At 60.0% G+C, this 26925-nt stretch carries 23 protein-coding genes; 15 read left to right on the top strand and 8 right to left on the bottom strand.

Going from position 1 to position 26925, the window contains the following annotated elements; translation table 11 throughout:
• Positions 1 to 128: 128 nt before the first annotated feature.
• Complete coding sequence (bioB, locus tag KW848_RS25185; RefSeq protein WP_008147151.1) at positions 129 to 1184, bottom strand: biotin synthase BioB; 1056 nt, start codon at positions 1182 to 1184, stop codon at positions 129 to 131.
• Between the two features lie 93 nt (positions 1185 to 1277).
• On the opposite strand from bioB, the gene KW848_RS25180 reads away from it, so the two are divergent.
• The 5 genes from KW848_RS25180 to rarD all read left to right on the top strand — a co-directional run bounded on the left by KW848_RS25180 (position 1278) and on the right by rarD (position 7159).
• The gene (locus KW848_RS25180; RefSeq protein ID WP_218538427.1) at positions 1278 to 2018 is read left to right on the top strand and encodes a ComF family protein; all 741 of its coding nucleotides are present in this window, start codon (positions 1278 to 1280) and stop codon (positions 2016 to 2018) included.
• 181 nt (positions 2019 to 2199) lie between these two features.
• Positions 2200 to 2964 carry a TOBE domain-containing protein gene (locus KW848_RS25175; RefSeq protein ID WP_192409257.1) on the top strand — a complete coding sequence of 255 codons (765 nt, stop codon included), beginning with the start codon at positions 2200 to 2202 and terminating at the stop codon, positions 2962 to 2964.
• A gap of 58 nt (positions 2965 to 3022) precedes the next feature.
• Complete coding sequence (locus KW848_RS25170) at positions 3023 to 4924, top strand: PhoX family phosphatase (protein WP_218538426.1); 1902 nt, start codon at positions 3023 to 3025, stop codon at positions 4922 to 4924.
• 191 nt (positions 4925 to 5115) lie between these two features.
• Positions 5116 to 6090 carry a serine/threonine protein kinase gene (locus tag KW848_RS25165; protein WP_111448561.1) on the top strand — a complete coding sequence of 325 codons (975 nt, stop codon included), beginning with the start codon at positions 5116 to 5118 and terminating at the stop codon, positions 6088 to 6090.
• 181 nt (positions 6091 to 6271) lie between these two features.
• Positions 6272 to 7159 (top strand): EamA family transporter RarD, encoded by an 888-nt coding sequence (rarD, locus tag KW848_RS25160; protein ID WP_218538425.1) that lies wholly within the window; start codon positions 6272 to 6274, stop codon positions 7157 to 7159.
• 215 nt (positions 7160 to 7374) lie between these two features.
• Here rarD and KW848_RS25155 read toward each other — a convergent pair whose 3' ends face one another.
• Positions 7375 to 7893 carry a glycine cleavage system protein R gene (locus KW848_RS25155; RefSeq protein ID WP_007947710.1) on the bottom strand — a complete coding sequence of 173 codons (519 nt, stop codon included), beginning with the start codon at positions 7891 to 7893 and terminating at the stop codon, positions 7375 to 7377.
• A gap of 534 nt (positions 7894 to 8427) precedes the next feature.
• Here KW848_RS25155 and KW848_RS25150 point away from each other — a divergent pair.
• A complete protein-coding gene (locus KW848_RS25150) occupies positions 8428 to 10605 on the top strand; it encodes a malate synthase G (protein ID WP_218538424.1) in 2178 nt (725 codons plus the stop codon).
• Between the two features lie 69 nt (positions 10606 to 10674).
• Here the strand turns inward: KW848_RS25150 and KW848_RS25145 are convergent, their stop codons facing one another.
• The gene (locus tag KW848_RS25145) at positions 10675 to 11121 is read right to left on the bottom strand and encodes a response regulator (protein WP_111448558.1); all 447 of its coding nucleotides are present in this window, start codon (positions 11119 to 11121) and stop codon (positions 10675 to 10677) included.
• A gap of 253 nt (positions 11122 to 11374) precedes the next feature.
• Here KW848_RS25145 and KW848_RS25140 point away from each other — a divergent pair, with 253 nt between their 5' ends.
• From KW848_RS25140 to KW848_RS25105, 8 genes are all read left to right on the top strand, one after another.
• Positions 11375 to 13315 carry a putative nucleotidyltransferase substrate binding domain-containing protein gene (locus KW848_RS25140; RefSeq protein ID WP_218538423.1) on the top strand — a complete coding sequence of 647 codons (1941 nt, stop codon included), beginning with the start codon at positions 11375 to 11377 and terminating at the stop codon, positions 13313 to 13315.
• The gene (locus KW848_RS25135; RefSeq protein ID WP_218538422.1) at positions 13312 to 14019 is read left to right on the top strand and encodes a PolC-type DNA polymerase III; all 708 of its coding nucleotides are present in this window, start codon (positions 13312 to 13314) and stop codon (positions 14017 to 14019) included. The genes KW848_RS25140 and KW848_RS25135 overlap by 4 nt, the downstream gene beginning before the upstream one ends.
• Positions 14020 to 14258: 239 nt before the next feature.
• Positions 14259 to 14777, top strand: a complete 519-nt coding sequence (locus tag KW848_RS25130; RefSeq protein ID WP_218538421.1) for an RNA polymerase sigma factor — start codon at positions 14259 to 14261, stop codon at positions 14775 to 14777.
• Positions 14774 to 15748 (top strand): FecR domain-containing protein, encoded by a 975-nt coding sequence (locus KW848_RS25125; protein WP_218538420.1) that lies wholly within the window; start codon positions 14774 to 14776, stop codon positions 15746 to 15748. Before KW848_RS25130 ends, KW848_RS25125 begins: the two co-directional genes overlap by 4 nt.
• Before the next feature lie 255 nt (positions 15749 to 16003).
• Positions 16004 to 18433: a TonB-dependent siderophore receptor gene (locus KW848_RS25120; RefSeq protein WP_218538419.1), complete on the top strand. Its 2430-nt coding sequence runs from the start codon at positions 16004 to 16006 to the stop codon at positions 18431 to 18433.
• Between the two features lie 72 nt (positions 18434 to 18505).
• Positions 18506 to 19636 carry a PepSY domain-containing protein gene (locus KW848_RS25115; protein ID WP_218538418.1) on the top strand — a complete coding sequence of 377 codons (1131 nt, stop codon included), beginning with the start codon at positions 18506 to 18508 and terminating at the stop codon, positions 19634 to 19636.
• Positions 19633 to 19812 carry a hypothetical protein gene (locus KW848_RS25110; protein ID WP_218538417.1) on the top strand — a complete coding sequence of 60 codons (180 nt, stop codon included), beginning with the start codon at positions 19633 to 19635 and terminating at the stop codon, positions 19810 to 19812. Before KW848_RS25115 ends, KW848_RS25110 begins: the two co-directional genes overlap by 4 nt.
• A gap of 159 nt (positions 19813 to 19971) precedes the next feature.
• Complete coding sequence (locus KW848_RS25105) at positions 19972 to 20601, top strand: glutathione S-transferase (protein WP_192409247.1); 630 nt, start codon at positions 19972 to 19974, stop codon at positions 20599 to 20601.
• 210 nt (positions 20602 to 20811) lie between these two features.
• Here the strand turns inward: KW848_RS25105 and creD are convergent, their stop codons facing one another.
• From creD to KW848_RS25085, 4 genes are all read right to left on the bottom strand, one after another.
• Positions 20812 to 22182, bottom strand: a complete 1371-nt coding sequence (creD, locus tag KW848_RS25100) for a cell envelope integrity protein CreD (protein WP_218538416.1) — start codon at positions 22180 to 22182, stop codon at positions 20812 to 20814.
• 286 nt (positions 22183 to 22468) lie between these two features.
• Positions 22469 to 23890 (bottom strand): two-component system sensor histidine kinase CreC, encoded by a 1422-nt coding sequence (gene creC / locus KW848_RS25095; protein WP_218538415.1) that lies wholly within the window; start codon positions 23888 to 23890, stop codon positions 22469 to 22471.
• Complete coding sequence (creB, locus tag KW848_RS25090) at positions 23890 to 24570, bottom strand: two-component system response regulator CreB (RefSeq protein WP_218538414.1); 681 nt, start codon at positions 24568 to 24570, stop codon at positions 23890 to 23892. Before creB ends, creC begins: the two co-directional genes overlap by 1 nt.
• Before the next feature lie 74 nt (positions 24571 to 24644).
• Positions 24645 to 25151: an ATP-dependent zinc protease gene (locus tag KW848_RS25085; RefSeq protein ID WP_218538413.1), complete on the bottom strand. Its 507-nt coding sequence runs from the start codon at positions 25149 to 25151 to the stop codon at positions 24645 to 24647.
• 314 nt (positions 25152 to 25465) lie between these two features.
• On the opposite strand from KW848_RS25085, the gene KW848_RS25080 reads away from it, so the two are divergent.
• Positions 25466 to 26353 (top strand): acyltransferase, encoded by an 888-nt coding sequence (locus KW848_RS25080; RefSeq protein WP_218538412.1) that lies wholly within the window; start codon positions 25466 to 25468, stop codon positions 26351 to 26353.
• A 1-nt stretch (position 26354) separates the two neighbouring features.
• Here KW848_RS25080 and KW848_RS25075 read toward each other — a convergent pair whose 3' ends face one another.
• Positions 26355 to 26906, bottom strand: coding sequence for a DUF2780 domain-containing protein (locus KW848_RS25075; RefSeq protein ID WP_192409241.1), 552 nt, complete (start codon positions 26904 to 26906; stop codon positions 26355 to 26357).
• Positions 26907 to 26925: the final 19 nt, after the last annotated feature.

The raw sequence follows: 26925 nt of genomic DNA, 5'->3' as shown, positions 1-26925 counted from the left end.
TCCAAGGTTGGGCACAATCCAATGTGGGAGCGGGCTTGCTCGCGAAGACGGACTGACATTCAACAGTGATGTCGACTGTGCCGCCGCTTTCGCGAGCAAGCCCGCTCCCACACTCGATTTGTGTCGGATCAGACAGCAGCGTTATAGAACTGCTCGCTGCTCTTCTGCTCAACCAGCGCTTGTTCGATCGCGGCCTGATGGACTTCGTCAGCGTGCTCTTCACGCGCTTCCGGCAGGATGCCCAGGCGCGAAAACAGTTGCATGTCCTTGTCGGCCTGCGGGTTGGCGGTGGTCAGCAGTTTTTCGCCGTAGAAAATCGAATTCGCGCCGGCGAAGAACGCCAGGGCCTGCATCTGCTCGTTCATCGCTTCGCGGCCGGCGGACAGGCGCACGTGGGATTGCGGCATCAGGATACGTGCGACAGCCAGCATGCGGATGAAGTCGAACGGGTCGATATCGTCAGCATTTTCCAGCGGCGTACCGGCGACTTTCACCAGCATGTTGATCGGCACCGATTCCGGGTGTTCCGGCAGGTTGGCCAGTTGGATCAGCAGATTGGCGCGGTCATCAAGCGACTCGCCCATGCCGAGGATGCCGCCGGAGCAGATCTTCATCCCGGACTCACGCACGTAGGCCAGGGTTTGCAGGCGCTCGCTGTAAGTGCGGGTGGTGATAATGCTGCCGTAGAACTCAGGCGAGGTATCGAGGTTGTGGTTGTAGTAGTCGAGGCCGGCGTCAGCCAGAGCGACGGTCTGGTCCTGATCAAGGCGACCGAGGGTCATGCAGGTTTCCAGGCCCATGGCTTTCACGCCTTTGACCATTTCCAGCACGTAGGGCATGTCTTTGGCCGACGGATGTTTCCACGCCGCGCCCATGCAGAAACGGGTCGAACCGATGGCCTTGGCGCGAGCGGCCTCTTCGAGGACCTTCTGCACTTCCATCAGCTTTTCTTTTTCCAGACCGGTGTTGTAGTGACCGGACTGCGGACAATATTTGCAATCTTCCGGGCAGGCACCGGTTTTGATCGACAGCAGCGTCGACACCTGGACCCGATTGGCGTCGAAATGCGCGCGGTGCACCGTCTGCGCCTGGAACAACAGGTCGTTGAATGGCTGAACGAAGAGTGCTTTGACTTCGGCCAAAGACCAGTCATGACGCAGGGTTGCAGTGGTGCTGGCGCTCATGGGCGTTTCCTTTGTTTTATGCTTGGCAAGCGGCTGGGGGAATGGAATACCCACAGACGCGACACGGATGTTCGGCATATTTAAGGAAGACTCATGCGCTGTCAACCACGATACGAAGGACCGGTTTACATCTGGTTAAAAAGCGATCAATCCTGTTTGCTCTGTTCAGAACCCGCCGATGAATGCACCCCCATCTGCATGGCCTGTGAAACGGAGCTGCCTTGGCTGGGGGATCAATGCCAAACCTGCGCCCTGCCGTTGCCCACCGCTGACCTGACCTGCGGCCAATGCCTGAAACAGCCGCCTGCCTTTGAGCGGGTCGCCACGCCCTGGACTTACAGCTTTCCGGTGGACACGCTGATCACACGCTTCAAACACGCGGCGAAGTGGCCGTTTGGTCGCCTGCTCGCCGAACTTCTCGCTCAGTTCCTGCAACATCGCTTTGATGAAGACCTGAATCGACCCGATGCGCTCATCCCGGTTCCGCTGGCCTCCAAACGACTGCGCCAACGGGGTTTCAACCAGGCCGCGATGCTCGCTCGCTGGCTCAGCACCAGCCTCGACATTCCGTGCGATGAAACGCTGTTGCTGAGAACTCAGGACACCAGCGCCCAACAGGACCTGAATGCCGAGGCCCGCAAAAAGAACCTGCGCAACGCCTTCGCCCTGACGCCCGATGCATGCATCAAGGGTCGTCATTTAGCATTGGTGGACGATGTGTTGACCACCGGCGCCACGGCGCAAGCCCTGGCTCGTCTGTTGATGGACGCCGGCGCCGCTCGGATCGATGTCTACTGCCTGGCCCGCACACCCAAACCTGGCGATACCCCCTGATTTAGTGGCATTCAGGGTGGGAGCGAGCCTGCTCGCGATGACGGTCTATCCGTCACATCTATGGTGAAATTGATGACCCCATCGCGAGCAGGCTCACTCCTACAAGGATATGACCTGACTTGACTCCCGGGCTCCCAGCAGCCAACGTCCTTCCCATCGTCACAGCCCAAAGCGTCTTGCCATGTCCTTGCCTACGTTGTTGTCGCAGCACATTGTCCGTCGTCCGCAGCGCATCGCGTTGCTGCAACACATTGCCGAACAAGGCTCGATCACCCGCGCCGCGAAAAGCGCGGGGCTGAGTTACAAAGCGGCCTGGGACGCCATCGATGAGCTGAACAACCTCGCGCAAAAGCCGTTGGTGGAGCGCAGTGTCGGCGGCAAGGGCGGCGGTGGCGCCAAACTCTCCAGCGAAGGCGAGCGCGTATTGCGCCTGTATCAAAAGCTGCAAGCCTTGCAGGCTCAGGTGCTGGAAGCCGCCGAAGAGGCCAGCGATCTCGACCTGCTCGGCCGACTGATGCTCAGAACCAGCGCGCGCAATCAACTGCATGGCAAGGTCGTGGCGATTGATACCCAAGGGCACAACGACCGTATTCGTCTTGAATTGGCCGAAGGTTTGAGCATTGATGCGCAGATCACTCACGACAGCACCACGCGTCTGGAACTGGAAACCGGCACCGTAGTGGTCGCGCTGATCAAGGCCGGTTGGCTGGAGTTGCTGGGCATCGATCAAGTGGCAACACCTGGCAATAATTGCCTGAAGGGCATCATCGAAGAAATTCTCGACGCCGAGGACGGCCCCAGCGAAGTGCGCATCGGCCTGCCCAATGGCCAGACACTCTGCGCACTGGCCGAACCGCTGCACTTGAGAACCCTCGGTCTGGCCGCCAATAAACCGGTGCGGGTGCAGTTCGCGCCCTCCAACGTTTTGCTCGGTACACCGCTTTGAAACACAAGTGTCATTAACGCTCATTAAGGTGACTGCAAAAACCCGCAGGGAGCCTGATGTGAGCCTATTAGAAGACAACCAATCCACCGACCTCGAGAACATGGTCGGCCTCAGCCGTCGAGGTTTCATCAGCGCTGGCGCCCTTTGCGGTGCAGCCATGTTCCTGGGCGGCAGCCTGCTGAGCCGCAGCGTGCTGGCCGCCAGCGTCAGCGCCGGCTCCAGCAAACTGTTGGGTTTTGACAGTATTCCCGCCGCCACCAGCGACGCCATCACCCTGCCCCCAGGTTACAAATCTTCGGTATTGATCAGTTGGGGCCAACCCCTGCAGAAGAACGGCCCGGCGTTCGACCCGAGCGGCAACGGCACGGCCGAACATCAGGAAGTCCAGTTCGGCGACAACAACGACGGCATGAGCCTGTTTGAATTTCCCGGTGACAACAACCGGGCGCTGATGGCGATCAACAACGAATACACCAACTATCGCTACCTCTACGCCCACGGCGGCATGCCGCAATCGGCTGCTGACGTGCGCAAGGCACTGGCCTGCGAAGGCGTGTCGGTGATCGAAGTGCAGCACAAGAACGGCCAATGGCATTTCGTCCAGGGCTCGCGCTACAACCGGCGGATTCACGGCAACGCGCCGATCAGCCTGAGCGGTCCGGCCGCCGGCCACGAACTGCTGAAAACCAGTGCAGACCCACACGGCAAGAACGTCCTTGGCACCTTCCAGAACTGCGCCAACGGCAAGACGCCGTGGGGCACGTATCTGACCTGCGAAGAGAACTTCACTGACTGCTTCGGCAGCAGCAATGCCGAACAAAAGTTCGACGCCGCGCAAAAACGCTACGGCGCAGTAGCGACCAGTAAAGAGATCAACTGGCACCCACACGACGAGCGTTTCGACCTGGCGAAGAATCCGAACGAACTCAACCGTCACGGTTGGGTCGTGGAAATCGACCCGTTCGACCCGAAATCGACGCCCGTCAAACGCACCGCGCTGGGCCGCTTCAAACATGAAAACGCCGCACTGGCCGAAACCAGTGACGGTCACGCCGTGGTGTACATGGGCGACGATGAACGCGGCGAGTTCATCTACAAATTTGTCAGCCGCGACAGGATCAACCACAAAAACCCCAAGGCCAACCGCGACCTGCTGGACCACGGCACCTTGTACGTGGCGCGCTTCGATGCGGGCGACGGCAATGCCGATCACCCGAAAGGCCAGGGCGAGTGGATCGAACTGACCCACGGCAAAAACGGCATCGACGCCAGCAGCGGTTTCGCCGATCAGGCCGAAGTGTTGATTCACGCCCGACTCGCGGCCAGCGTGGTGAAAGCTACGCGCATGGACCGCCCGGAATGGATCGTCGTCAGCCCCAAGGATGGCCAGGTCTATTGCACGCTGACCAACAACGCCAAGCGTGGCGAGGACGGGCAACCGGTGGGCGGGCCGAACCCGCGCGAGAAGAACGTCTACGGGCAGATTCTGCGCTGGCGCACTGACCGTGACGATCACGGCTCGAAAAGCTTTGCCTGGGATCTGTTTGTGGTCGCCGGCAACCCGGGCGTCCACGCCGGCACGCCGAAGGGCGGTTCATCGAACATCACACCGCAGAACATGTTCAACAGCCCGGACGGCTTGGGTTTCGACAAGGCTGGGCGGTTGTGGATTCTGACCGATGGCGATTCGAGCAACGCAGGCGACTTCGCGGGCATGGGCAATAACCAGATGCTCTGCGCTGACCCGGTCACCGGGGAAATCCGCCGCTTCATGGTCGGGCCAGTGGGCTGCGAGGTGACGGGGATCAGCTTTTCGCCGGATCAGAAGACCTTGTTTGTCGGGATTCAGCATCCGGGGGAAAACGGCGGGTCGACGTTCCCTGAGCATCTGCCGAATGGCAAACCGCGGTCTTCGGTGATGGCGATTTCTCGTGAGGACGGTGGCATCGTCGGCGCCTGATCGGGCCTCTTCGCGAGCAAGCCCGCTCCCACATTGGATCTGTGGCACACCGCAAATCTCCTGTGGGAGCGGGCTTGCTCGCGAAGGCGTCAACCCAGACAACACTCATCTCAAGCCCAACCCCTAAAGACACCCCGTCTGCGCTACCATGCTTGGCCGGACGCGGCAGCCTGCTGCGCGCAGGAGTCAGCATGGCCCACCCGTTTGCAACCCTCACCCCAGACCTCGTGCTCGATGCCGTCGAAAGCATCGGCTTTCTCAGCGACGCGCGCATTCTGGCGCTCAACAGCTACGAGAACCGTGTCTATCAGGTCGGTATCGAAGACTCCGAACCGCTGATCGCCAAGTTCTACCGTCCGCAGCGCTGGACCAACGAAGCGATTCTCGAAGAGCACCAATTCACCTTTGAACTCGCCGAATGCGACGTACCGGTGGTCGCGCCGATGATTCACAACGGTGCCAGCCTGCACGAACACAACGGTTTCCGTTTCACCCTGTTCCCCCGCCGTGGTGGCCGTGCGCCGGAGCCGGGCAATCTCGATCAGCTGTATCGCCTGGGGCAACTGCTCGGTCGCCTGCACGCCGTCGGCTCTACCAAACCGTTCGAACACCGCGAAGCGCTGGGTGTGAAGAACTTCGGTCATGACTCGCTGACGACATTGCTCGAAGGCAATTTCGTACCCAAAAGTCTGCTGCCCGCCTACGAGTCCGTGGCCCGTGACCTGCTCAAGCGGGTGGAAGAGGTCTACAAGGCCACGCCGCACAAGAACATCCGCATGCACGGCGACTGCCACCCCGGCAACATGATGTGCCGCGACGAGATGTTCCACATCGTCGACCTCGACGACTGCCGCATGGGCCCTGCGGTGCAGGACATCTGGATGATGCTGGCGGGTGATCGTCAGGAATGTCTCGGTCAGTTGTCGGAATTGATGGACGGCTACAGTGAGTTCCACGACTTCGATCCGCGGGAACTGGCGTTGATCGAACCGCTGCGCGCCTTGCGCCTGATGCACTACAGCGCCTGGCTCGCCCGCCGCTGGGACGACCCGGCATTCCCGCACAGTTTTCCGTGGTTCGGCAGTGAACGGTATTGGGGCGACCAGGTGTTGGCCTTGCGCGAACAACTGGCTGCGCTCAATGAAGAGCCCCTAAAACTCTTTTAAACACCGCGTCCCCTTGTAGGAGCAAGGCTTGCCCGCGATGAACGATAACGCGGTCCGCCAGACAGACCGCATCGATCCAATCGCGGGCAAGCCATGCTCCTACAAAAAAAAAGCGACACGACACGTCTATACAACCGCCTTACAATCCCCTCTTTGTTAGCTGCCTAAGCAAGGATTCTGCATGCAAGCCGCCAACCCGCGTCGCGGGTACATTCTAGGCCTGAGTGCCTACATCATCTGGGGACTTTTCCCGCTCTACTTCAAAGCCATCGCCAGCGTGCCCGCCGTGGAGATCATCATCCACCGAGTGCTCTGGTCCGCGCTGTTCGGCACCTTGCTGCTGATGGTGTGGAAACATCCGGGCTGGTGGCGCGAGTTGCGTGACAACCCGAAACGCCTGGCGATCCTGGCCCTGAGCGGCACGCTGATCGCGGCCAACTGGCTGACCTACGTCTGGTCGGTGAACAACGGGCGCATGCTCGAAGCCAGTCTCGGTTACTACATCAACCCGCTGGTGAATGTGCTGTTGGGCATGCTGATCCTTGGCGAACGGCTGCGACGCATGCAATGGCTGGCGGTTGGCCTGGCGGCGGTCGGCGTCGCGCAACAGGTCTGGCAAGTCGGCAGTCTGCCTTGGGTGTCGTTGGTGCTGGCGCTGACCTTCGGTTTCTACGGACTGATCCGCAAACAGGCACCGGTCAAGGCGTTACCGGGTCTGGTGGTGGAAACCTGGATGCTGGTGCCGATTGCGATTGCCTGGCTGCTATTCAATCAGACGGCCACCAGCGCTCAGCCTGAATTCTGGACCACGTCCGAAGCCTGGTGGCTGGTGGCCGCCGGTCCGGTGACGCTGGTGCCGCTGGTGTGTTTCAACGCCGCTGCACGGCATTTGCCCTACACGACGTTGGGATTCCTCCAATACCTGGCACCGACCCTGGTGCTGTTGCAGGCCGTTCTGTTGTTTGGCGAAAAATTGTCGTCGAGCACACTGGTAGCGTTCATCTTTATCTGGGCGGGCCTGGCGGTTTACAGCATTGACGCGTGGATAAGTCTGCGACGTCGCCGCTGATCAAAAAACGCACAAACCTCTGCAAGCCACGGCTACCGTGGCCTGCATCGATCCTTCCCAAGGTTATCCACAGCGTGATCCCCGGCGTTTGTGTGCAAGTCCCTGAAACTGCTGGTTTTTTGATCAGCTCCTGAAGAGTCCCGGACGACGTGGCCTGGAGAACGGTCTCTACAGGTTATCCACAGGCAGGTGCACGTATAACTTGGATAACCTGTTCAGGGTTCACTGCGCAGCACCAATTCGACCATCAAATCATCCGCCAGGGTTTCCAGGCGCGATTGCAGCACGTCCAGGGACAGCGTCAACGGCACTGCGAGAATCGCTTCAGCGTGGAATAAAGGCTCGCTGCTCATCGGCGCCGGACGTACTTCAGTCACCAGACGCTCCAGGTTCACCCCCTGTTCACTCAGCAGACGCGTGATGTCGCGTACGATCCCCGGGCGGTCATTGCCCACCAACTCCATGGCTATCGGTTTCCAGGTGCAGGATTGCTCGATGCCGCTTTCGGCAATCAGCACACGAATGCCATGGGCGGACAACGCCTGTAGGGCATCGACCAATTCATCGTAGGCCTCGGCCGGCACGCCCACGCGAAGAATCCCGGCGAACTGCCCGGCCATGCGCGACATGCGACTCTCCAGCCAGTTACCGCCGTGCTCGGCGATGCATTGGGCAATGCGCTCGACCTGCCCAGGCTTGTCCGGAGCGAAAACAGTGAGTACGAGGTGGTCCATGGCGCAGCCCTCTTTTGTTATAGAAAAAGAAGTATAGGCAAAGGTGGTTGCTGCGCTGAATCGGCTGACGCCTTCGCGAGCAGGCTCGCTCCCACAGGATTCGCGCAGGCCTTTGTGGGAGCGAGCCTGCTCGCGAATGGGGCACCGCCGATCTAGTTGGAAAAACAAATCGTGTACAAGTTTTTATATTTAACTGGAACAATCCAATGGTTTTTTGAGAACATCCTGTTCCCCGACGTGACCGCAATGCGTCATGGCGTCGCAGAACGACGTAATTAGTCTAATTTTCACAAGCGCAATTCATCATGTAGTATGCCGCAGCGCGCACTACATAACGCTGGATCGATGTCTGCCGCAGGTGCAGCCACAACCCTGAAAGCCCCGTCAGCAAGGCCTCAACGCCGTTGATTGGTCATAACCCAGCCGCCCGCAATGGCATGTACTGGTCAACAGATTTGTGGTTTAAATGCCAGAGGCTTCATTGTTAAATTGAAGAGCTGAAAAGCGAAATAGCTGAGCAGAGTGAGGCAAGCAATGACTGAACACGTTCAAGTCGGTGGCCTGCAGGTCGCCAAAGTCCTGTTCGACTTCGTGAACAACGAAGCCATTCCCGGTACCGGCCTCACCGCCGATAAGTTCTGGGCCGGTGCCGACAAGGTCATTCATGACCTGGCGCCGAAGAACAAAGCCCTACTCGCCAAACGCGATGATTTCCAGGTTCGTATCGATGGCTGGCACCAATCCCGTGCCGGTCAACCACACGACGCCGTGGCCTATAAAGCCTTCTTGCAAGACATCGGTTATCTGCTGCCAGAAGCGGCTGATTTCCAGGCAACGACGCAAAACGTCGATGACGAAATCGCCCGCATGGCCGGTCCACAGCTTGTGGTTCCGGTGATGAACGCCCGTTTCGCGCTCAATGCCTCGAACGCCCGTTGGGGTTCGCTGTATGACGCGCTCTACGGCACCGATGCCATCAGCGAAGCTGACGGCGCGGAAAAAGGCAAAGGCTACAACAAGGTTCGCGGCGACAAGGTCATCGCCTTCGCCCGCGCCTTCCTCGACGAAGCGGCGCCATTGGCTGCCGGCACTCACGTCGATTCCACCGGCTACAAGATTGTTGACGGCAAACTGGTGGTCGCCCTTAAAGGCGGCAGCAACACCGGTCTGCGCGATGATACGCAACTGATCGGTTTCCACGGCGATACAGCGGCTCCAACCGCGATCCTGCTGAAAAACAACGGCCTGCACTTCGAAATCCAGATCGATGCCAGCACCCCGGTCGGCCAGACCGATGCTGCCGGCCTCAAAGACATCCTGATGGAAGCCGCACTGACCACCATCATGGACTGCGAAGACTCCGTCGCCGCCGTCGATGCCGATGACAAAGTGGTGATCTACCGCAACTGGCTCGGCCTGATGAAGGGCGATCTGTCGGAACAAGTCTCCAAGGGCGGTCAGACTTTTACCCGCACCATGAACGCCGACCGCACTTACACCGGTGTCGATGGTAAAGAACTGAGCCTGCATGGTCGTTCGCTGCTGTTCGTGCGCAACGTCGGTCACCTGATGACCATCGACGCAATCCTCGATAAAGACGGCAACGAAGTGCCGGAAGGCATCCTCGACGGCCTGGTCACCAGCCTCGCGGCCATCCACAGCCTCAACGGCAACAACTCGCGCAAGAACAGCCGCACCGGCTCGGTCTACATCGTGAAACCGAAGATGCACGGCCCGGAAGAAGCAGCGTTCACCAACGAGCTGTTCGGTCGCATCGAAGAAGTACTCGGTTTGCCACGTAATACGCTGAAAGTCGGGATCATGGACGAGGAGCGCCGTACCACGGTCAACCTCAAGGCCTGCATCAAGGCTGCCAGCGAGCGTGTAGTGTTCATCAACACCGGTTTCCTCGACCGTACCGGTGATGAAATCCACACCTCCATGGAAGCCGGCCCGATGGTGCGCAAGGCGGACATGAAGGCTGAGAAGTGGATCGGCGCCTACGAGAACTGGAACGTCGATATCGGTTTGAGTACCGGCCTGCAAGGTCGCGCGCAGATCGGTAAAGGCATGTGGGCGATGCCCGACCTGATGGCGGCGATGCTCGAACAGAAAATCGCTCACCCGCTGGCGGGTGCCAACACTGCGTGGGTTCCATCGCCGACCGCTGCTGCGCTGCATGCGCTGCATTACCACAAGGTCGATGTGTTCGCCCGTCAGGCCGAGTTGGCCAAACGTGCGCGCGCTTCGGTGGATGACATCCTGACCATCCCGTTGGCTGTCAATCCAGACTGGACTGCAGAGCAGATCAAGAACGAACTGGACAACAACGCCCAGGGCATTCTCGGTTATGTGGTGCGCTGGATCGACCAGGGCGTGGGCTGTTCGAAAGTGCCGGACATCAATGACGTCGGCCTGATGGAAGACCGTGCGACGCTGCGCATTTCCAGCCAGCACATCGCCAACTGGCTGCGTCACGGCATCGTCACCGAAGATCAGGTCATGGAAAGCCTCAAGCGCATGGCGCCAGTGGTTGACCGTCAGAACGCCAATGACCCGCTGTATCGCCCGCTGGCACCTGACTTCGACAGCAACATCGCCTTCCAGGCGGCGGTCGAACTGGTGGTCGAAGGCACGAAGCAGCCGAACGGCTACACCGAGCCGGTCCTGCACCGTCGTCGCCGCGAGTTCAAGGCTGCCAAAGGCCTTTGACTGAGCGCTGACGCCGGACAAAAAAAGCCCTGATCGAAAGATCAGGGCTTTTTTGTTTCAAATCGGTTACTACACATCCATTCCCAACTCATGCTTGACCAGCGCCAACAGCTTGCCGGTATCGACAGGCTTGAGCAGGAAGTCGACCACGCTTAAATGCATCGCGGCGATCGCGTCTTCCACGTCGGCGTCACCGGAAACGATGATGATCGGCATTGCCGCCCGAACCGACTCACGAACCTGACGAATCAGGTCCAGACCATCGACATTTCCCATCCGCAGATCGGTAATCACCAGGCCAATCGATGGCGTCGTCTCCAACATTTTGAGTGCGCTTTCGCCACTGGCGGCGGTCACGCAGCGCACTCCGTCCAGGGCCAGAATCTCCGACAGCAACTCGCGCGCATCTTTATCGTCATCGACGATCAGCACCCGCTGCGGCGGCAGGTCGGGTTCCAGCATGACGTCACTCAGCGCCTTGCGCTCAGCGTCACTCAAAATATCGTGGTCGGACATGGCTTACTCTACGTTTTCATTTCTATTCCCTAGCACATCGGTCAGACATCGCTAAGTAGGCCTTCAATGTGCACGTCGTCGGAAAAGTTTCCTATAGCCAATGTAGGAGGTTTTTCCCACAGTTGCGTCAGACATTTCCCAAATATCGACAGCCTCGCTGCCTACCTAGACTTACGTCCAATGGGCACCCCGCGCGCAGGGGCCGACCATGGCTCAGTCATCCGACAACAACAATTCAAAAAAGACTGCGGTAATGGTTATGAGTAAAACGGACGCCTTCACACAGGCCGGGAAAACCGCGGTGTTGCAGAACATCCAGGGCACTTTGCAATTCCTGCAGCGCTTCCCTCCCTTCAATCAGATGGAACACGCCCACTTGGCGTACCTGGTCGAGCAGTGTCAGCTGCGTTTTTATGCGCCCGGCGAGAGCATCCTCAAGCCCGCCGACGGCCCGGTTGAGCATTTCTACATCGTCAAGCAAGGCCGGGTCGTGGGTGAACGCCCCCATACCGCCAAGGGCGGCACCGAAACCACCTTCGAAATCACCACCGGCGAGTGTTTCCCCCTCGCCGCGCTGCTGGGTGAGCGCGCGACGCGTACCGAACATCTGGCCTCCGAAGACACTTTTTGCCTACAGCTGAACAAGCTGGCGTTCATTAAACTGTTCGCACTTTCCAACGCGTTTCGCGACTTTGCCCTACGCGGCGTGAGCAGCCTGCTGGATCAGGTCAACCAGCAAGTCCAGCAAAAAGCCGTGGAAACCCTCGGCACGCAGTACTCGCTCAATACCCGTCTGGGCGAATTGGCCATGCGCCATCCGGTCACCTGCAACCCGACCACGCCCCTGCGTGAAGCCGTGACCCTGATGCATGAGCAGCAGGTCGGCAGCATTGTGGTGGTCGACGAACATAAAGCGCCGCTGGGGATTTTCACCCTGCGCGACCTGCGCCACGTGGTGGCCGACGGCACTAACGATTTCAACGAAGCCATCGAGCGCCACATGACCCAGGCGCCGTTTTTCCTGTCGCCGGACCACAGCGCCTTCGATGCGGCGATTGCCATGACCGAACGGCACATCGCCCACGTCTGCCTGGTGAAGGATCATCGCCTGTGCGGCGTGGTCTCGGAACGTGATCTGTTTTCCCTGCAACGGGTTGATCTGGTGCATCTGGCGCGGACTATCCGCAGCGCTCAGAAGGTGGAAAACCTGGTCGCGATGCGCGGCGAGATCGGCCAACTGGTGGAGCGCATGCTGGCCCACGGTGCCTCTTCAACCCAGATCACGCACATCATCACCCTGCTCAACGACCACACCGTGTGCCGGGTGATCGAACTGACCCTCGCCGAGAAAGGCGACCCCGGCATTGCGTTCAGCTGGCTGTGCTTCGGTAGCGAAGGCCGTCGCGAACAGACGCTGCACACCGATCAGGACAACGGCATTCTCTTCGAAGCCCGGGATGCGGCCCACGCCGCCGAGATTCGCGGCAAATTGCTGCCCATCGCCCAGCAGATCAACCAAAGCCTGGCGCTTTGCGGTTTCACCCTGTGCAAAGGCAACATCATGGCCGGCAACCCCGAGCTGTGTCTGTCCCGGGCCGAGTGGTCACGACGTTTTGCCGCGTTTATCCGCGAGGCCACGCCGGAGAACCTGTTGGGTTCGAGCATTTATTTCGACTTGCGGGTGGTCTGGGGTGACGAGCAAGGCTGCGAGCAGCTGCGTCATGGCATTCTCGATCAGGTGAATGACAACCGACTGTTCCAACGAATGATGGCCGAGAACGCCCTGCGCAACCGTCCGCCCGTGGGACGTTTCCGTGAGTTCGTACTGGCTCGCAAGAATGGCGAGAAAGCCACTCTGGACTTGAAAATCCAGGGGCTGACGCCGTTTGTCGACGGTGCCCGACTGCTCGCCTTGGCCCATGGGGTCGAGGCGAACAACACGTTGGAGCGCTTTCGCCAACTGGTGGACAAAGAAGTCATCGAACGGCTGGACGGTGCGGCGTACGAAGAGGCCTATCACTTCATTCAGCAAACCCGCATGCAGCAACATCAGCTACAGACCCGGGAGAACTTGCCCTACTCCAACCGGGTCGATCCGGACAGCCTCAATCATCTGGATCGACGGATCCTGCGTGAATCCCTGCGCCAGGCACAACGTCTGCAAAGCAGCCTGGCCCTGCGGTATCAGCTATGAGCCTGTTTTCATGGCTGCGCCCGGCAGGTCCGAGCCTTCCCGGCGAACTTCAACAACGTTTGCAACGCTTGCCTTCGGCGGCAGAGCTGGGCGAATGCAGCCTGCGCGAACAACGCTGGGTGGTGCTCGACCTGGAAACCACCGGGCTGAACCTGAACAGGGATCGGGTGTTGTCCATCGGCGCGGTGGTGATCGAGGACGGCGCGATCGACTTCAGCCAGCAGTTCGAACGCACGTTGCAATGCGCCGACATGAAGTTGGCGCCCAGCGTGTTGATCCATGGCCTGGGGCCGAGTGCGATTGCCGCGGGCAGCGATCCGGCTCAGGCCCTGGTCGAGTTCATGGAGTTCGTCGGCGACAGCCCGGTGCTGGCGTTTCATGCGCCGTTCGATCAGCACATGCTCGGGCGCGCGCTGAAAGATCATCTGGGCTACAAGTTGCAGCATCCGTTTCTGGATGTGGCAGACATCGCGCCGCTGCTTTGCCCTCAGGCGCACATTCGCGATGCCGGGCTGGATCAGTGGATCGACTGGTTCAAACTGGAAGTGTTCGAGCGCCACAATGCCAGTGCCGATGCGTTGGCCACCGCTGAGCTGGCGTTGATTCTGTTCAGCCGGGCGCGGCAGTTGCAGATTCATAGCCCGTTGAATCTGCAGCAGCGGTTGAGTCAGTGGAAGCGCAGACAGCGAGCGCCTTCCTTCTAAATCTCTGGCGCCTGTTCTGGCGCCTTCGCGAGCAAGCCCGCTCCCACATGGTTTTGTGTCGTTCGCCAATTTCGTGAACGACATAAGACCTGTGGGAGCGTGGCTTGTCGGATCGCCGCACCGCCGCGATGAACGATGACGCGGTCCACCTGACCAGTGGCCAATTGCTTACCACCCCCGCCTCTGCCACAATCGCGAACAATTCTCGTTAGTTAACACTTCCCAATCGGTGATGCTGCGTGTCGTCAGTCCAAAGCCCTCAAAGTGAGCTCGTTGGTGCGTTGTATCGCGACCATCGCGGTTGGCTATTGGCTTGGCTTCGACGCAATGTGGCGTGTCCGCAAAGGGCCGAAGACCTGAGTCAGGACACTTTCGTGCGTTTGCTGGGTCGTGAAGAACTGAAGGAGCCGCGTGAACCGCGCGCGTTTCTGGTGGCGATTGCCAAGGGTCTGCTGTTCGACTATTTCCGCCGCGCCGCGCTGGAACAGGCCTACCTCACCGAACTGATGCTGATCCCCATAGGTTTACAACCGTCGGTGGAGGAACAGCAGCTGATCCTCGAAGACCTCAAAGCCATCGACCGCCTGCTCGGCAAGCTCTCAAGCAAGGCCCGGGCAGCGTTTCTGTATAACCGTCTCGACGGTCTCGGCCACGCCGAAATCGCCCAGCGCCTGGGCGTGTCAGTGCCGCGGGTGCGTCAGTATCTGGCCCAAGGCATTCGTCAGTGCTACATCGCGTTGTACGGTGAGCCGCTATGAGCCCGGTCAGTTCCAAACCCGTCTCGGCGCAGGTGCTGGATGCCGCGATTGCCTGGCAGTTGTCCCTGGATTCCGGCAACCCGGTGGAGCGCGAAGAGTTTGCCAAATGGCACGCCGCCCACGAAGAGCATGCGCGGGCCTGGCGCCAACTGGGCATGCTCGACCAGCGCTTCAGCGTTGCCAGCGGCCCGGCCCGCACCGCGTTACTGCAATCGCGCGAAAGCATTCGCCGGCGTGTGCGCAAACTCGGCAGCGGCGTGGCCAGTATCGTCGCGGTGATCGGGTTGGCGTTGTTCGCCGGCGATCGTTATCTGCCGATCGACTATTGGCTGGCCGACCAGCGCACCGCCACCGGCGAGCAACGCACCCTGCGCCTGACTGACGGCACACTGATCAACCTCAACACCCACAGTGCCGTGGATGTGCGTTTCGATGAAAAACAACGGCTGATCATCCTCCAGGAAGGGGAAATCCTCGTCGAAACCGGTCATGGCGACGCCCGGCCATTTATCGTCGAAACCCGCGAAGGCAGCATGCGTGCACTGGGAACAAGGTTCCTGGTCAAGCGTGAAGAAGAAGGTACGCGCCTGAGCGTGCTGAAATCGGCGGTGGCCGCCAATCCCGGGGCGAGCGCTGAAGAGCAGATTCTGCGTGAAGGCCAGCAAGTCCTGATGCGCAGCAATGGCCTCGGTCCGATCGTCGCGCTCACCCTCGGCGCCGATGCCTGGACCCGCGGCATGCTGGTGGTGGACAACACACGGCTGGAAGACCTGGTGCAAGAACTCGGTCGTTATCGACGCGGGTATCTTGGCGTTGCGCCAGAAATCGCCGACCTGCGCATCACCGGCAGCTTCCCGCTGCACGACACCGATCTGGCCCTGAGCGCCCTGCTGCCGACCCTGCCGGTGCAGATCGAACAGCACACGCCGTGGTGGGTGACGGTGGCGGCAAAAACTGAGGCCAAGCCCTAAAAGGTGCTGCGCCTGATAGACCGCCTTCGCGAGCAAGTCGAATCGTCGCACCGCCGCTCCCACATTCGACCGCATTCTCATGGAAGAACTCGGTGAAATGTGGGAGCGGGCTTGCTCGCGAAGAGGCCATCAGCCTCGCCACATCAAAACGACGTGTTTGCTGAATCGAAATTATTTTCATCTAGCCCCTATCACTTTTGAATTCTCGTCCGGCACCTAGGCAATTGAGAAATATTTCCATTCAGGAGCCGCTGTATGTCCCGTTCGCTAGACACCGTGTTGCGCCCCAGTTTGCTGGCGATTGCCATTGCCCTTTGTGCCCCTCTGGCCAGCAGTCAGCTGATGGCCGCTGAACAGGCGTCCAGCGTTCGCGCCTACAACCTGCCGGCCGCGCCATTGGCCAGCACCCTGAACCAGATCGCCAGCCAGGCCGGCCTCGCGTTGTCGTTGAATCCATCGCTGGCGGCAGGCAAGACCTCGGCGCCGGTCAAAGGCCAGTTCGACGCAGCCGGCGCCCTGCGCGAAGCCTTGCGCGGCACCGGTCTGCAACTGGAACAGAGCAGCACTGGCACCTTCAGCCTGGTGGCCGTGCCAGAGGGCGTGATGGCCCTGCCGGAAACCGCCGTCATTGGCGTGGAAAACACCGAAAGTGCCTGGGGACCGGTGCAAGGTTACCTGGCGACCCGCACCGCCGCCGGCACCAAGACCGATACCGCGCTGGTCGAAGCGCCGCGCTCGATTTCGATCGCCACCCGCGAGCAAATGGACGACCGCAATGTGCACAGCCTCGATGACGCGGTGCGCTACATGCCCGGCATCACTTCCAGCAGCTACGGCAGCGACACCCGTGCCGACTGGTTGCGCGTGCGCGGTTTCGAGCCGACGCAATTCCTCGATGGCCTGCCACTGCCAAAAGGCGTGTACGCCAACCCGAAACAGGAAACCTGGAACCTTGATCGCCTCGCCCTGCTGCGCGGCCCGGCCTCGTCGGTTTACGGCCAGACCCCGCCAGGCGGCTTGCTGGACATGGTCAGCCGTCGTCCCAGCGCCGAGTCGAGCAGCGAAATCCAGGTGCAATACGGTAGTGACAATCATCGCCAGATCAACTTCGCCAGCACCGGCAAGATCGATGACGAAGGCCAGTTCCTCTACGGTTTGAGCGGTGTGGTGCGCGACAGCGGCACGCAGATCGACCACGTCGACAACAAGCGCTACAACATCGCGCCGAGCCTGACCTGGAACATTGACGAAGACACCAAATTCACCCTGCTGACGCAATTCACCCGCGACGATACCGGCATCACCAGCCAATTTCTGCCGGTGCAAGGCACCAAGATCCATTCGCCCCTCGGCAAGATTTCCCATCATAAAAACCTGGGCGACCCGGACTGGGAATTCTACGACCGCACTTACTACGCACTGGGCTACGCCTTTGAACATCGTTTGAACGATGTCTGGCAGTTCAAGCAGAACCTGCGTTACACCAAATCGGACCTGTCCTTCCAGGCCCTCACCCCCGGCGCCTACCCGTTCACCCAGGTGGATGCCGAAGGCAACGTTGGCCGCTCGAGCACCAGTGTCGATGAGGACATCAGCCAGTTCGCCGTGGACAACAACTTCCAGGGCGACTTCGCGACCGGCGATATCCGTCACACGCTGCTGATCGGCCTCGATCATCAGCGCACCAACACCAACTACACCTCGATTTTCGGTGACGGTCTGACCACTAACGTCAACAACCCGATCTATGGCCAGCCCATTGTTCGTCCGCCACGTTCGGCGGCGTTCTATGACTACGACCAGAAAACTTACCAGACCGGCCTGTACGTTCAGGACCAGATGGCCCTCGACCAATGGCGTCTGACGTTGGGTGGGCGTGAAGACTGGGTCCACACCGGCACCAAATTCTTCAACAAAGGCGATGCCACCCATACCGAGCGCGACAAGAACTTCAGCGGCAACGCGGCGATCAGCTACGTGTTCGACAACGGCATCGTGCCGTACCTGTCGTACGCCGAGTCGTTCCAGCCGACCAGCAATGCCACCGCATCGCCGACCGATTCGTTCAAGCCGACTGAAGGCAAACAGTGGGAACTGGGCATCAAGTACCAACCGCCTGGCAGCATCACCCTGTTGACCGCAGCGGTCTATGACCTGACCCAGAAAAATGTCTCCGTCACCACGACCAACTCGGACAACGTTTCGGTCACCAGCCAGACCGGTGAAGTGAAAGTCAAAGGCCTGGAACTGGAAGCCGTCTCCGACGTGACCGAGAACCTCAAGGTCATCGCCGCTTACACCCTGGCCAAATCCGAAGTGCAGAACGGCACTTTCAAAGGCAATCGTCTGCAACTGATGCCTAACCAGCAGGCGTCCCTGTGGACCGATTACACCTGGCACAACGGCATGCTGGACGGTTTCGGCATTGGCGCCGGCGCTCGCTACACCGGCAACACCTACGGCGACCAGGGCAATACCTCGCTCGGCAAGGCGGACGCCTACACCGTGTTCGACGCCGCGGTTCATTACGACCTGGGCCGCCTGGACAACAGCCTCAAAGGCGCCTCCCTGGCACTGAACGCCACCAACCTGTTCGACAAGGACTACATCTCCACGTGCGACAGCTTCTACTGCTACTACGGCGACCAACGCAGCGTCGTCGCCAGTGCTACTTACAAGTGGTAATGGCCTGACCCGGCACGCCCAAGACCCGAGCCGTCCGACAGGGGCGGCTTTGGTATTTCTGAAGGCTATGAAATGAAAAGCAAAACAATTCGCCGCTGGTCCTTCGTCCACACCTGGACCAGCCTGATCTGCACCGTGTTCCTGCTGATGCTCGCACTGACCGGCCTGCCATTGATCTTTCACCACGAGATCGACCACTTGCTGGGCGATGCCGCTGAATTGAAGACGATGCCGGCGGACACCCCGCAGCTGAATTTGCAGCAATTGGTGCAGGCCGCTGAAAAACATCGCCCTGGCGAAGTCATGCAGTATTTCGGCTTCGACGAAGACCAGCCCAACGCCGCGATCACGATCATGGCGGCCACCGCCGGCACCGAGCCGAACTCGTCTCACACCTTCATGCTCGACGCCCGCACCGGTGAAGCGCTGGAGATGCCCTCGGCCAACGGCGGCTTCATGATGATCATGTTGCGCCTGCACGTGGACATGTTCGCCGGTCTGCCGGGCAAGTTGCTGCTGGCGTTCATGGGCATTCTGTTCGTGGTGGCGATTGTCTCCGGGACGGTGCTGTACCTGCCGTTCATGCGCCGTTTGAAATTCGCCACCGTGCGCCAGGACAAATCCACGCGCCTGCGCTGGCTCGATCTGCACAATTTGATCGGCGTGGTGACCTTGACCTGGGCCTTGGTGGTCGGCGTCACCGGCGTCATCAGTGCCTGCGCCGACCTGTTGATCGCCGCGTGGCGCAACGACAGCCTGAGCGCGATGGTCGCGCCGTACCGTGACGCACCGCCACTGACACAACTGGCGCCCGCGACCCGCTTGCTCGACATCGCCAAGGAAGTCGCACCGGGCATGCAGCCGGACTTCATCGCCTTCCCCGGCACACGATTCTCCAGCGAACACCATTACGCGGTGTTCATGAAAGGCAGCACTCACCTGACCTCGCACCTGCTGACACCGGTGCTGATCGACGCCAACACCCTGCAAGTCACCGCCGTGGCCGAACGCCCGTGGTACATGGACGCCATGGGCATGTCCCAGCCGTTGCACTTCGGTGATTACGGCGGCATGCCGATGAAGATCCTCTGGGCGACGTTGGATGGGCTGACCATCGTCGTGCTCGGCAGCGGAGTTTATCTTTGGGTGGTGCGGCGCAAGGCTGCGAAACCGGTGTTCGAGAACGCGGAGAGTGCAGCATGAGGCCGCGGCAGTCGAATTTCTGGAAGGTGTTCTCCACCCCAACGGTTATCGCCCTGTTCAGCGCGGCGGGGTTGTTCGCCGCGTTACTGGGGGATGGCGTGTGGGACGCATTGAGTTGGCTTGGCCTGGGCATTCCCGCCGCCCTTGCCCTGCGCGGCCTGCTGCAACGCCGCTAAAAACCTGTGGGAGCGGGCTTGCTCGCGAAGGCGGTGTGCCAGTAAACATTGAAGCTGTCTGACACACCGCCTTCGCGAGCAAGCCCGCTCCCACAGGGGGTTTGAGCTCCCGGATCCACGCGCTATGCTGCCCAGCACTGCCCATACCGAGACGCTGCCATGTCCGCCGCCAGCATGACCCTGTTCCACAACCCTTTATCGCCCTTCGTTCGCAAAGTCATGGTGCTGCTGCACGAAACCGGTCAACAGGACCGCGTGACGCTGCAAGACTGCGTGCTCACACCGGTCAGCCCGGACCTGATGCTCAACGAAGACAACCCGCTGGGTAAAATCCCGGCCCTGCGCCTGGCCGATGGCAACGTCATTCATGACAGCCGGGTGATCCTCGATTACCTCGACCACCAGCACGTCGGCAACCCGCTGATCCCGCGTGACGGCTCAGCCCGCTGGCGGCGCCTGACCCTGGCCTCCCTGGCCGACGGGATCATGGACGCTGCGGTGCTGATTCGTTATGAAGTCGCTCTGCGTGCCCCGGAAAAACACTGGGATGAGTGGCTCGATGGCCAGCGCGAGAAGATTCGTCGCGCCCTGGCACTGCTGGAAGCGGACGCGATTGCCGAGCTGACCAGCCATTTCGATGTGGCGGCGATCAGTGTTGCCTGTGCGTTGGGCTACCTGGATTTGCGCCATCCGGATCTGGAATGGCGCACGGTGAATCCGAAGCTGGCGAACTGGTATTTTGAGGTGAGTCAGCGGGCTTCGATGCTCGCGACGATGCCCAAGGTTTAGATTTTCACTGGCTGTCAGGGCCTCTTCGCGAGCAGGCTCGCTCCCACAGTTGATCGGTTGTGTGCACGAATTTTGTGTTCACTGGAGATCCCTTGTGGGAGCGAGCCTGCTCTCGATGGCACCACAGCGGATCCACTGGAAACAACCCGAATATCAGCGTCGCCAACACCTCGCCCTCACGCTGATCCTCGCGCAACCCCAACGACCGGCTCATTCCACCGCTCCAATATCAAACACCAACGGCTTGGCCGGCTTCTGCCCGATCCCATACCAGTCCAGCTTGCGGGTCAGCACCATGAACACGCCCAACAACCCGAACAACAGCAGCGAACCCATCAACAACGCGTAATCCTCGGCACTCAGCAAGCCATAGAGCAAGCCATACAACGCCGCCAGCCCTGCCGAAAAACTCAAGCCGTGACGCACGCTGCGCAGCACATGGCAGACATAAAAGCCGATCAGCAACACGCAGCTGCCCGCCGACAACAGGTATGCCAGAGCAAAGCCGATGTGCTCGGACAGCGACAGCAGCAACAAGTAGAAAAACGCCAACGCCACCCCCACCAACGCGTACTGGATTGGATGCACGGCCATACTTTTGAGCACTTCGAACAGGAAGAATCCGGCGAAGGTCAGGGCAATGAACAGCAGCGCGTATTTGATCGCCCGATCACTCTTGAGGTACTGATCCACCGGATCGATGAAACTCACCCCGAAGTTGCGGCTCTTGAACTCGTCACAACGGTCGCTGGTCAGGCAGTTGGTCAAGGCTTCTTCCAGGTTGGTGGAAAAGAACGAAGTCTGCCAATTCGCGGTAAAACCTGTCCCGGTGACTTCACGCTGAGCCGGCAAGTAGTTGCCGATAAAACTCGGGTGAGGCCAGTTGGCCGCCAGTTGCACCTTGCTGGTTTTGCCGACCGGAGTGATCTGCAACTGGCCGGTGCCCTGCAGGCGCAGGTCAAAGGCGAACGCCAGTTCCGCGCCTTTGTGCCTGTCCAGCGCGGGCAACATGACGTGTGCCCCCTCGCCTAGCCAGCCCAGCTGCGTGCCCGGTTCAAAGTCCAGACTCTGACCATTGAGGTCCAGTTTCAGGGCATTTTCGATCCCGCGGATATCGCTGATGCCTATCGTCAGAAATGCTTGATCAAACTGATAGTCGGCGAAATCTTCCTTGATGCCCAGCTGCGCGGGAATCGAAAACAGGCCGCTGATGTGGTTGTCGGCGTGGTACAGCCGCGCCTCGTAAATCCCCCGCGAGCGCAACTCGGTCTGCACCTTGCCGTCGAGCTCGAAACGTTCCGGCAGAAAATACAGTTGGCCGCGTTCTTCGCCGGTTTCCTGGTAGCGCTTGTTGGTTTTCTCATTGGTCTTCCAGATCCGCACCACTTTGCGATACGGCACCACCATGATCGGACCGCTCAGTTGCTGGCTGTAGCTGGAACTGCGGGCGATGTCTTCGAGCACGCCGTCGCGCAGTTGCTGGCGGTCCTGGATCACGCCGTTAATCATCAGGAGTGGGATCAGCAACAACAGAATCAGAAGGGCAATGGCCCCGAGTTTTATGGTCAGGCTGCGGTTCATGGGACTCTCCCTGTTTGGATGGGGAGAGTTTGGGATCGATGTGTGGGAGATTTGTGGGGGGAATGTGGAGACTTTGTGGAGAGTGTTTTCGGCAAGGAAAACCACCCCTCACCGTAACCCTCCCGAAACGTCGGACCGCCCCAGGGGGTAGAGGGGACTGACCGATGTGTTCCTGAGAAATTTTGCGACCGGGAAAATAGAGTCGAACTCAGGTTTTGAAAAGCTTGAAGATCTGCTCCCTTTCCCCCTCTCCCCCGTGGGGAGAGGGCTGGGGTGAGGGGTGGATCTAAGCAGGCATACGCAATATGACTTGAACACCACCATCGACATTACCGATGCTCACCGCGCCACCATGCAACTTAACCACCTCTTCAACGAAGTTGAGCCCCAACCCCGTACTCTTGCGCCCGCTGTCCGGCCGCGGTAGCGAATAGAATCGTTCGCTCAACCGCTGTAACGCATAGCCGGGAATCGCCTCAGCCTGGTTAAAAAGTTTGAACTCGATTTGCTCGCCGGCCTTTGCGGCACTGAATCGCAACACGCCCGTTGCAGGCGTGAAATCCAACGCATTCTCCAGCAAATTACCCAGCGCCTGACGCAACAGGAACGGTTCACCGGTCAGCATCAGATCCGCTGCAATGGTTTGTTCCACGCGCAATTGCTTGCCTTCAATGCGCGCCGCCTGAGCGCTCAGCAACTCATCTACCAACTTCGCCAGCGGCACCGCCACCCGTTCCTCCAGCCCTTGGCGTTGTTCGACCAGGGCCAGGTTCAACAGACGCTCGATCAACTGCTGCATCCGCGCGCTTTCGCTGTCGATGTTGCTGACAAAACGCTGTTGCTGGGCCAGCGGCATCTCGCTTTGCAGCAATTCCGCCGCACCACGAATCGCCGCCAGCGGGCTTTTCAGTTCGTGGGTCAAGGTGTGCACGTAACGTTCGACGTAGGCTTTGCCTTCGAGCTGCGTGCGCATCTGCTCCACCGCTGTCGCCAGTTGTTCCAGTTCGCCGCCACGGTAGTGCGGAACCTCGACCCGCCGGCCTTCACTGACGGCCTGAGCGTAAGCAGTCAGCCGCCGCAGCGCCGCGCTCAACCACCACGACAACAGCGCGCCAAACAGCAGACCGAGGCCGATCAGCCCGGCCCCCCAGGCAAGCAATCGCCGTTCGGTGCGATCAACGTATGGCTGCAACGAGCTATTGGGTTTGGCGACGGTGACCACACCGATGATCTGGCCGTTGTCGCGAATCGGGGCACCGACGTGCATCACTGAGGAGTTCGGATCGTCCGGATCGCTGCGGCTGGAACGAGCGCCGTACTCGCCGCGCAGGGTCAGTAAAACGTCGTTCCAGCGCGAGTAATCCTGCCCCACTGCCACTCCGCTGGAGTCCAGCACCACAACGCCCTTGGCATCGGTGACGTAGATGCGGTGGTTGACCTGATTCTTCGGCAAGCCCCAGATGCTCGCCTTCGGCTGCCGTTCGCCATAAGCCTTGAGCAGTTCGGGCCAGCGGTTCTGGTTCAAGGTGCCGGCCTTGAAGTCATCGCGCAAAATCTCGGCCATCAGGTTGGCGGTGTCGACCAGCGTTTCTTCGGTGGACTGGCGCACGCCGGGACGGATTTCTTCCATCACGGTGTTCAGCACGAAATAACCGGTCAGGCCGATAAACAGCACGTAGACCAGAAAAATCCGGATCCCCAGAGGCATCAGCTACGCCCCGGGCTGTAGCTGTAGCCGAGGCCGCGATGGGTCTGGATCGGCTCCGCGTCGGCCCTCACCTGGCGCAGTTTGGCGCGCACGCTCTTGATGTGGCTGTCGATGCTGCGCTCGTACCCGGCATCTGCAGCGACGCCCAGCGCATCGAGCAATTGCTCGCGGCTGAAGACGCGTTCGGGTTGGTCCAGCAGGCATTGCAGCAGACGGAATTCATGGCGGGTCAAGGATAGAAGCTGACCGCGATAGCTGATCTGCACCCGTTCGCTGTCGATGCGAAACAGCGTCGATGCCACTTCGGCGGTCGCTCGCGGCGCCATGCGTTTGAGAATCGCACGGACTCGCGCCGCCACTTCTCTTGGGCTGAACGGCTTGACCACGTAATCGTCGGCACCGATTTCCAGGCCCACGACGCGATCGATTTCGGCATCCCGGGCGCTGAGGAAGATCACCGGCACTTCGCTGAAACGCCGCAATTGCTTGCAGGTCTCGAAGCCGCTGATGTCCGGCAGACCAATGTCGAGAATGATCAGGTCGGCCGGAATCTGGCGCTGATGCTCAAGCGCAGCGGCGCCAAGGCTCAGCCAGGTGGTGGTGAAGCCCTCGCCCTGCAAGGCGAAAATCAGGGTGTCGGCAATCGCCGCTTCGTCTTCGACAATCAGGATATGAGGCATGGCGTCCGAGCCCGGGGGTTAAGTGGGCGAACGGTGCCCCAAGGCTCACGTCACGTCAATAAGATCACCTGAAATCAGCAGTCGGGTTTGTCCGCCGTAAAGCGCCGTGCCGGGTTCACCGCCGCGCCGAACTCACGCAAGGCTTTGGCACCGATCAACAAAGGGTAGTTGAAGCTGCTGCGGTCAGTGAGGTTGACCTCCACGGTGCGCTTGACGTTGCCCAGGCACAGTTCCAGATCAACCACCGGACGCTTGGTGGGTGCGACCGCTTCTTTGTCGTCCTCGTCTTCTTCGGAGCGGGTCTTGATCTTGCTGATCCGCGCGATCTTGTGTTCGTAGACCTTGTTGCTCGCGCCTTTGGTAGCGAGGCGGAAACGCACCCACTCGTCGCCATCGCGGGTGAAGGTTTCGATGTCTTTGGCCGACAGCGACGCGGTCAGGGCGCCAGTGTCCATCTTGGCCTTGAGGACTTCGCCACCGATTTCCGGCAGCGCGATGTATTCATAGCGCCCGTACAGGGTCGGCTCAGCAGCCAGGACCGGCAGGGCCACGAGGGAAAGCAGTGCAAGGATAGATTTCACGTATTGGGCTTCCTTGAGGAGTGGGCAGCGGAATTTTAGACCGTCAGTGAGCAATTCGTTCGTTCTTGAAATCGCTTCGCGGGCAAGCCACGCTCCCACAGGGTTTCGTGTCGTTCACAAACCTTGGGTACACCCCAATCTACTGTGGGAGCGGGCTTGCCCGCGAAGAGGCCGGCACAGTCCCCACAAATGCCCGACAGGTTCAAATCTGCTCAAGCATACCGCCGAAAAGGTGAAACATTCGTCGTCACCGATTTGGCCTGCCGTCCGAAGCTGCTTATCATTGCGCGCCCAAAGGCTTTCAAGAGTTACTTATGCGCCGCCTGCTCACCGGCTGTTTCGTTACCCTGCTGCTGTTGCTCAACACCCTGGTCCTGTTCGGGCCGCTGATGGTGTTCGCCTTGCTCAAACTGGTCCTGCCCGGGCGCTTGCGTGATTACGCCTCATGGACGGTGATGGGGATCGCCGAGACCTGGGCCGAAATCGACAAGCTGGTTTTCCGCCTGTGCATCCCCACGCAATGGGACATCCGTGGCGGCGATGATCTGCGGGTCGACACGTCGTATCTGGTGATCAGCAACCATCAATCCTGGGTCGATATCCCGGCGCTGATCCAGGCCCTGAATCGGCGCACGCCGTTCTTCAAGTTCTTCCTCAAGAAAGAGCTGATCTGGGTGCCGTTTCTCGGGTTAGCGTGGTGGGCGCTGGATTACCCGTTCATGAAACGCTACACCAAGGCATTCCTGGCGAAGCACCCTGAGTTGGCCGGCAAGGACCTGCAGATCACCAAAGCGGCGTGCGAGTTGTACAAGCGTCAACCGGTGACGGTGGTCAATTACCTGGAAGGCACTCGCTATACCGCGGCGAAAAGTGCCCAGCAGCAATCACCCTTCACCCACTTGCTCAGGCCCAAGGCTGGTGGCGTGGCGTTTGTTCTGGCGGCAATGGGCGAACAGCTGGACGCCGTCCTTGATGTGACGGTGGTGTATCCGCAGCAGACGATTCCGGGGTTTTGGGATTTGCTCAGCGGCAACGTGCCGAGGGTCATCATCGACATCAAGACCCGCGAACTCGACCCGGCGCTGTGGCAGGGCGATTACGAAAACAATCCGCAGTTTCGCGAAACCATTCAGAACTGGGTCAACCAGCTCTGGATCGAGAAGGACCTGCGCATCGACGCGTTGCGCGCCGAGCGCCGCTGAATCAGGTACCGGTGCCTGCGCCCCAGATCCCGCCCAGGTTTGTCAGCAGTGAGCCGCCGACGCCCTGCTGACCGAAAAATTTCAGAAGCACGGGGGCAAACACGCCGATCATGCCAGTGTCCATGCCCAATGCGTTGAAGGCACTGTTCAGGTCGTTGGTGTTACTCACGTTGCCCAAGAGGTTGTCCAGACCTGCCGCTTTACCGGAAGAGCCAAGCAAGCCGCTGAGGACGCCCAGTTCACCGCCACCGGACAGCAAGTCGATTCCGGGCACGCTTTTGGCCAATTCTGAGTAGTCGGTCGAACTCAATTGATTCTTCGCCAGACCGAGCATCGCCCCGGCACCGCCAATGGCTTGTTCTGTCGTCACGTCCAATTGGCTGAGCGCACTCAGCAGATCAGCCGTCTGCGCGGTTGGCGCGGCTGCGGCGGCGTCATCGTCCTGCGTGCCGGAGAGGGCATTGGCCGCATCGAACAGGCTGAACTGAGCAAAGACCGGACTGGCCGCCAGACACATCAGCGAAGCCAGTGCAAAACCGCGTGAAATCTTCATCCAGACATCCTCATGTGCC

Origin of the sequence: Pseudomonas sp. PDM25, from assembly GCF_019219045.1 — a bacterium.
Taxonomy (GTDB): Bacteria; Pseudomonadota; Gammaproteobacteria; order Pseudomonadales; family Pseudomonadaceae; genus Aquipseudomonas.
This window is presented reverse-complemented; position numbering and strand designations above follow the sequence as displayed.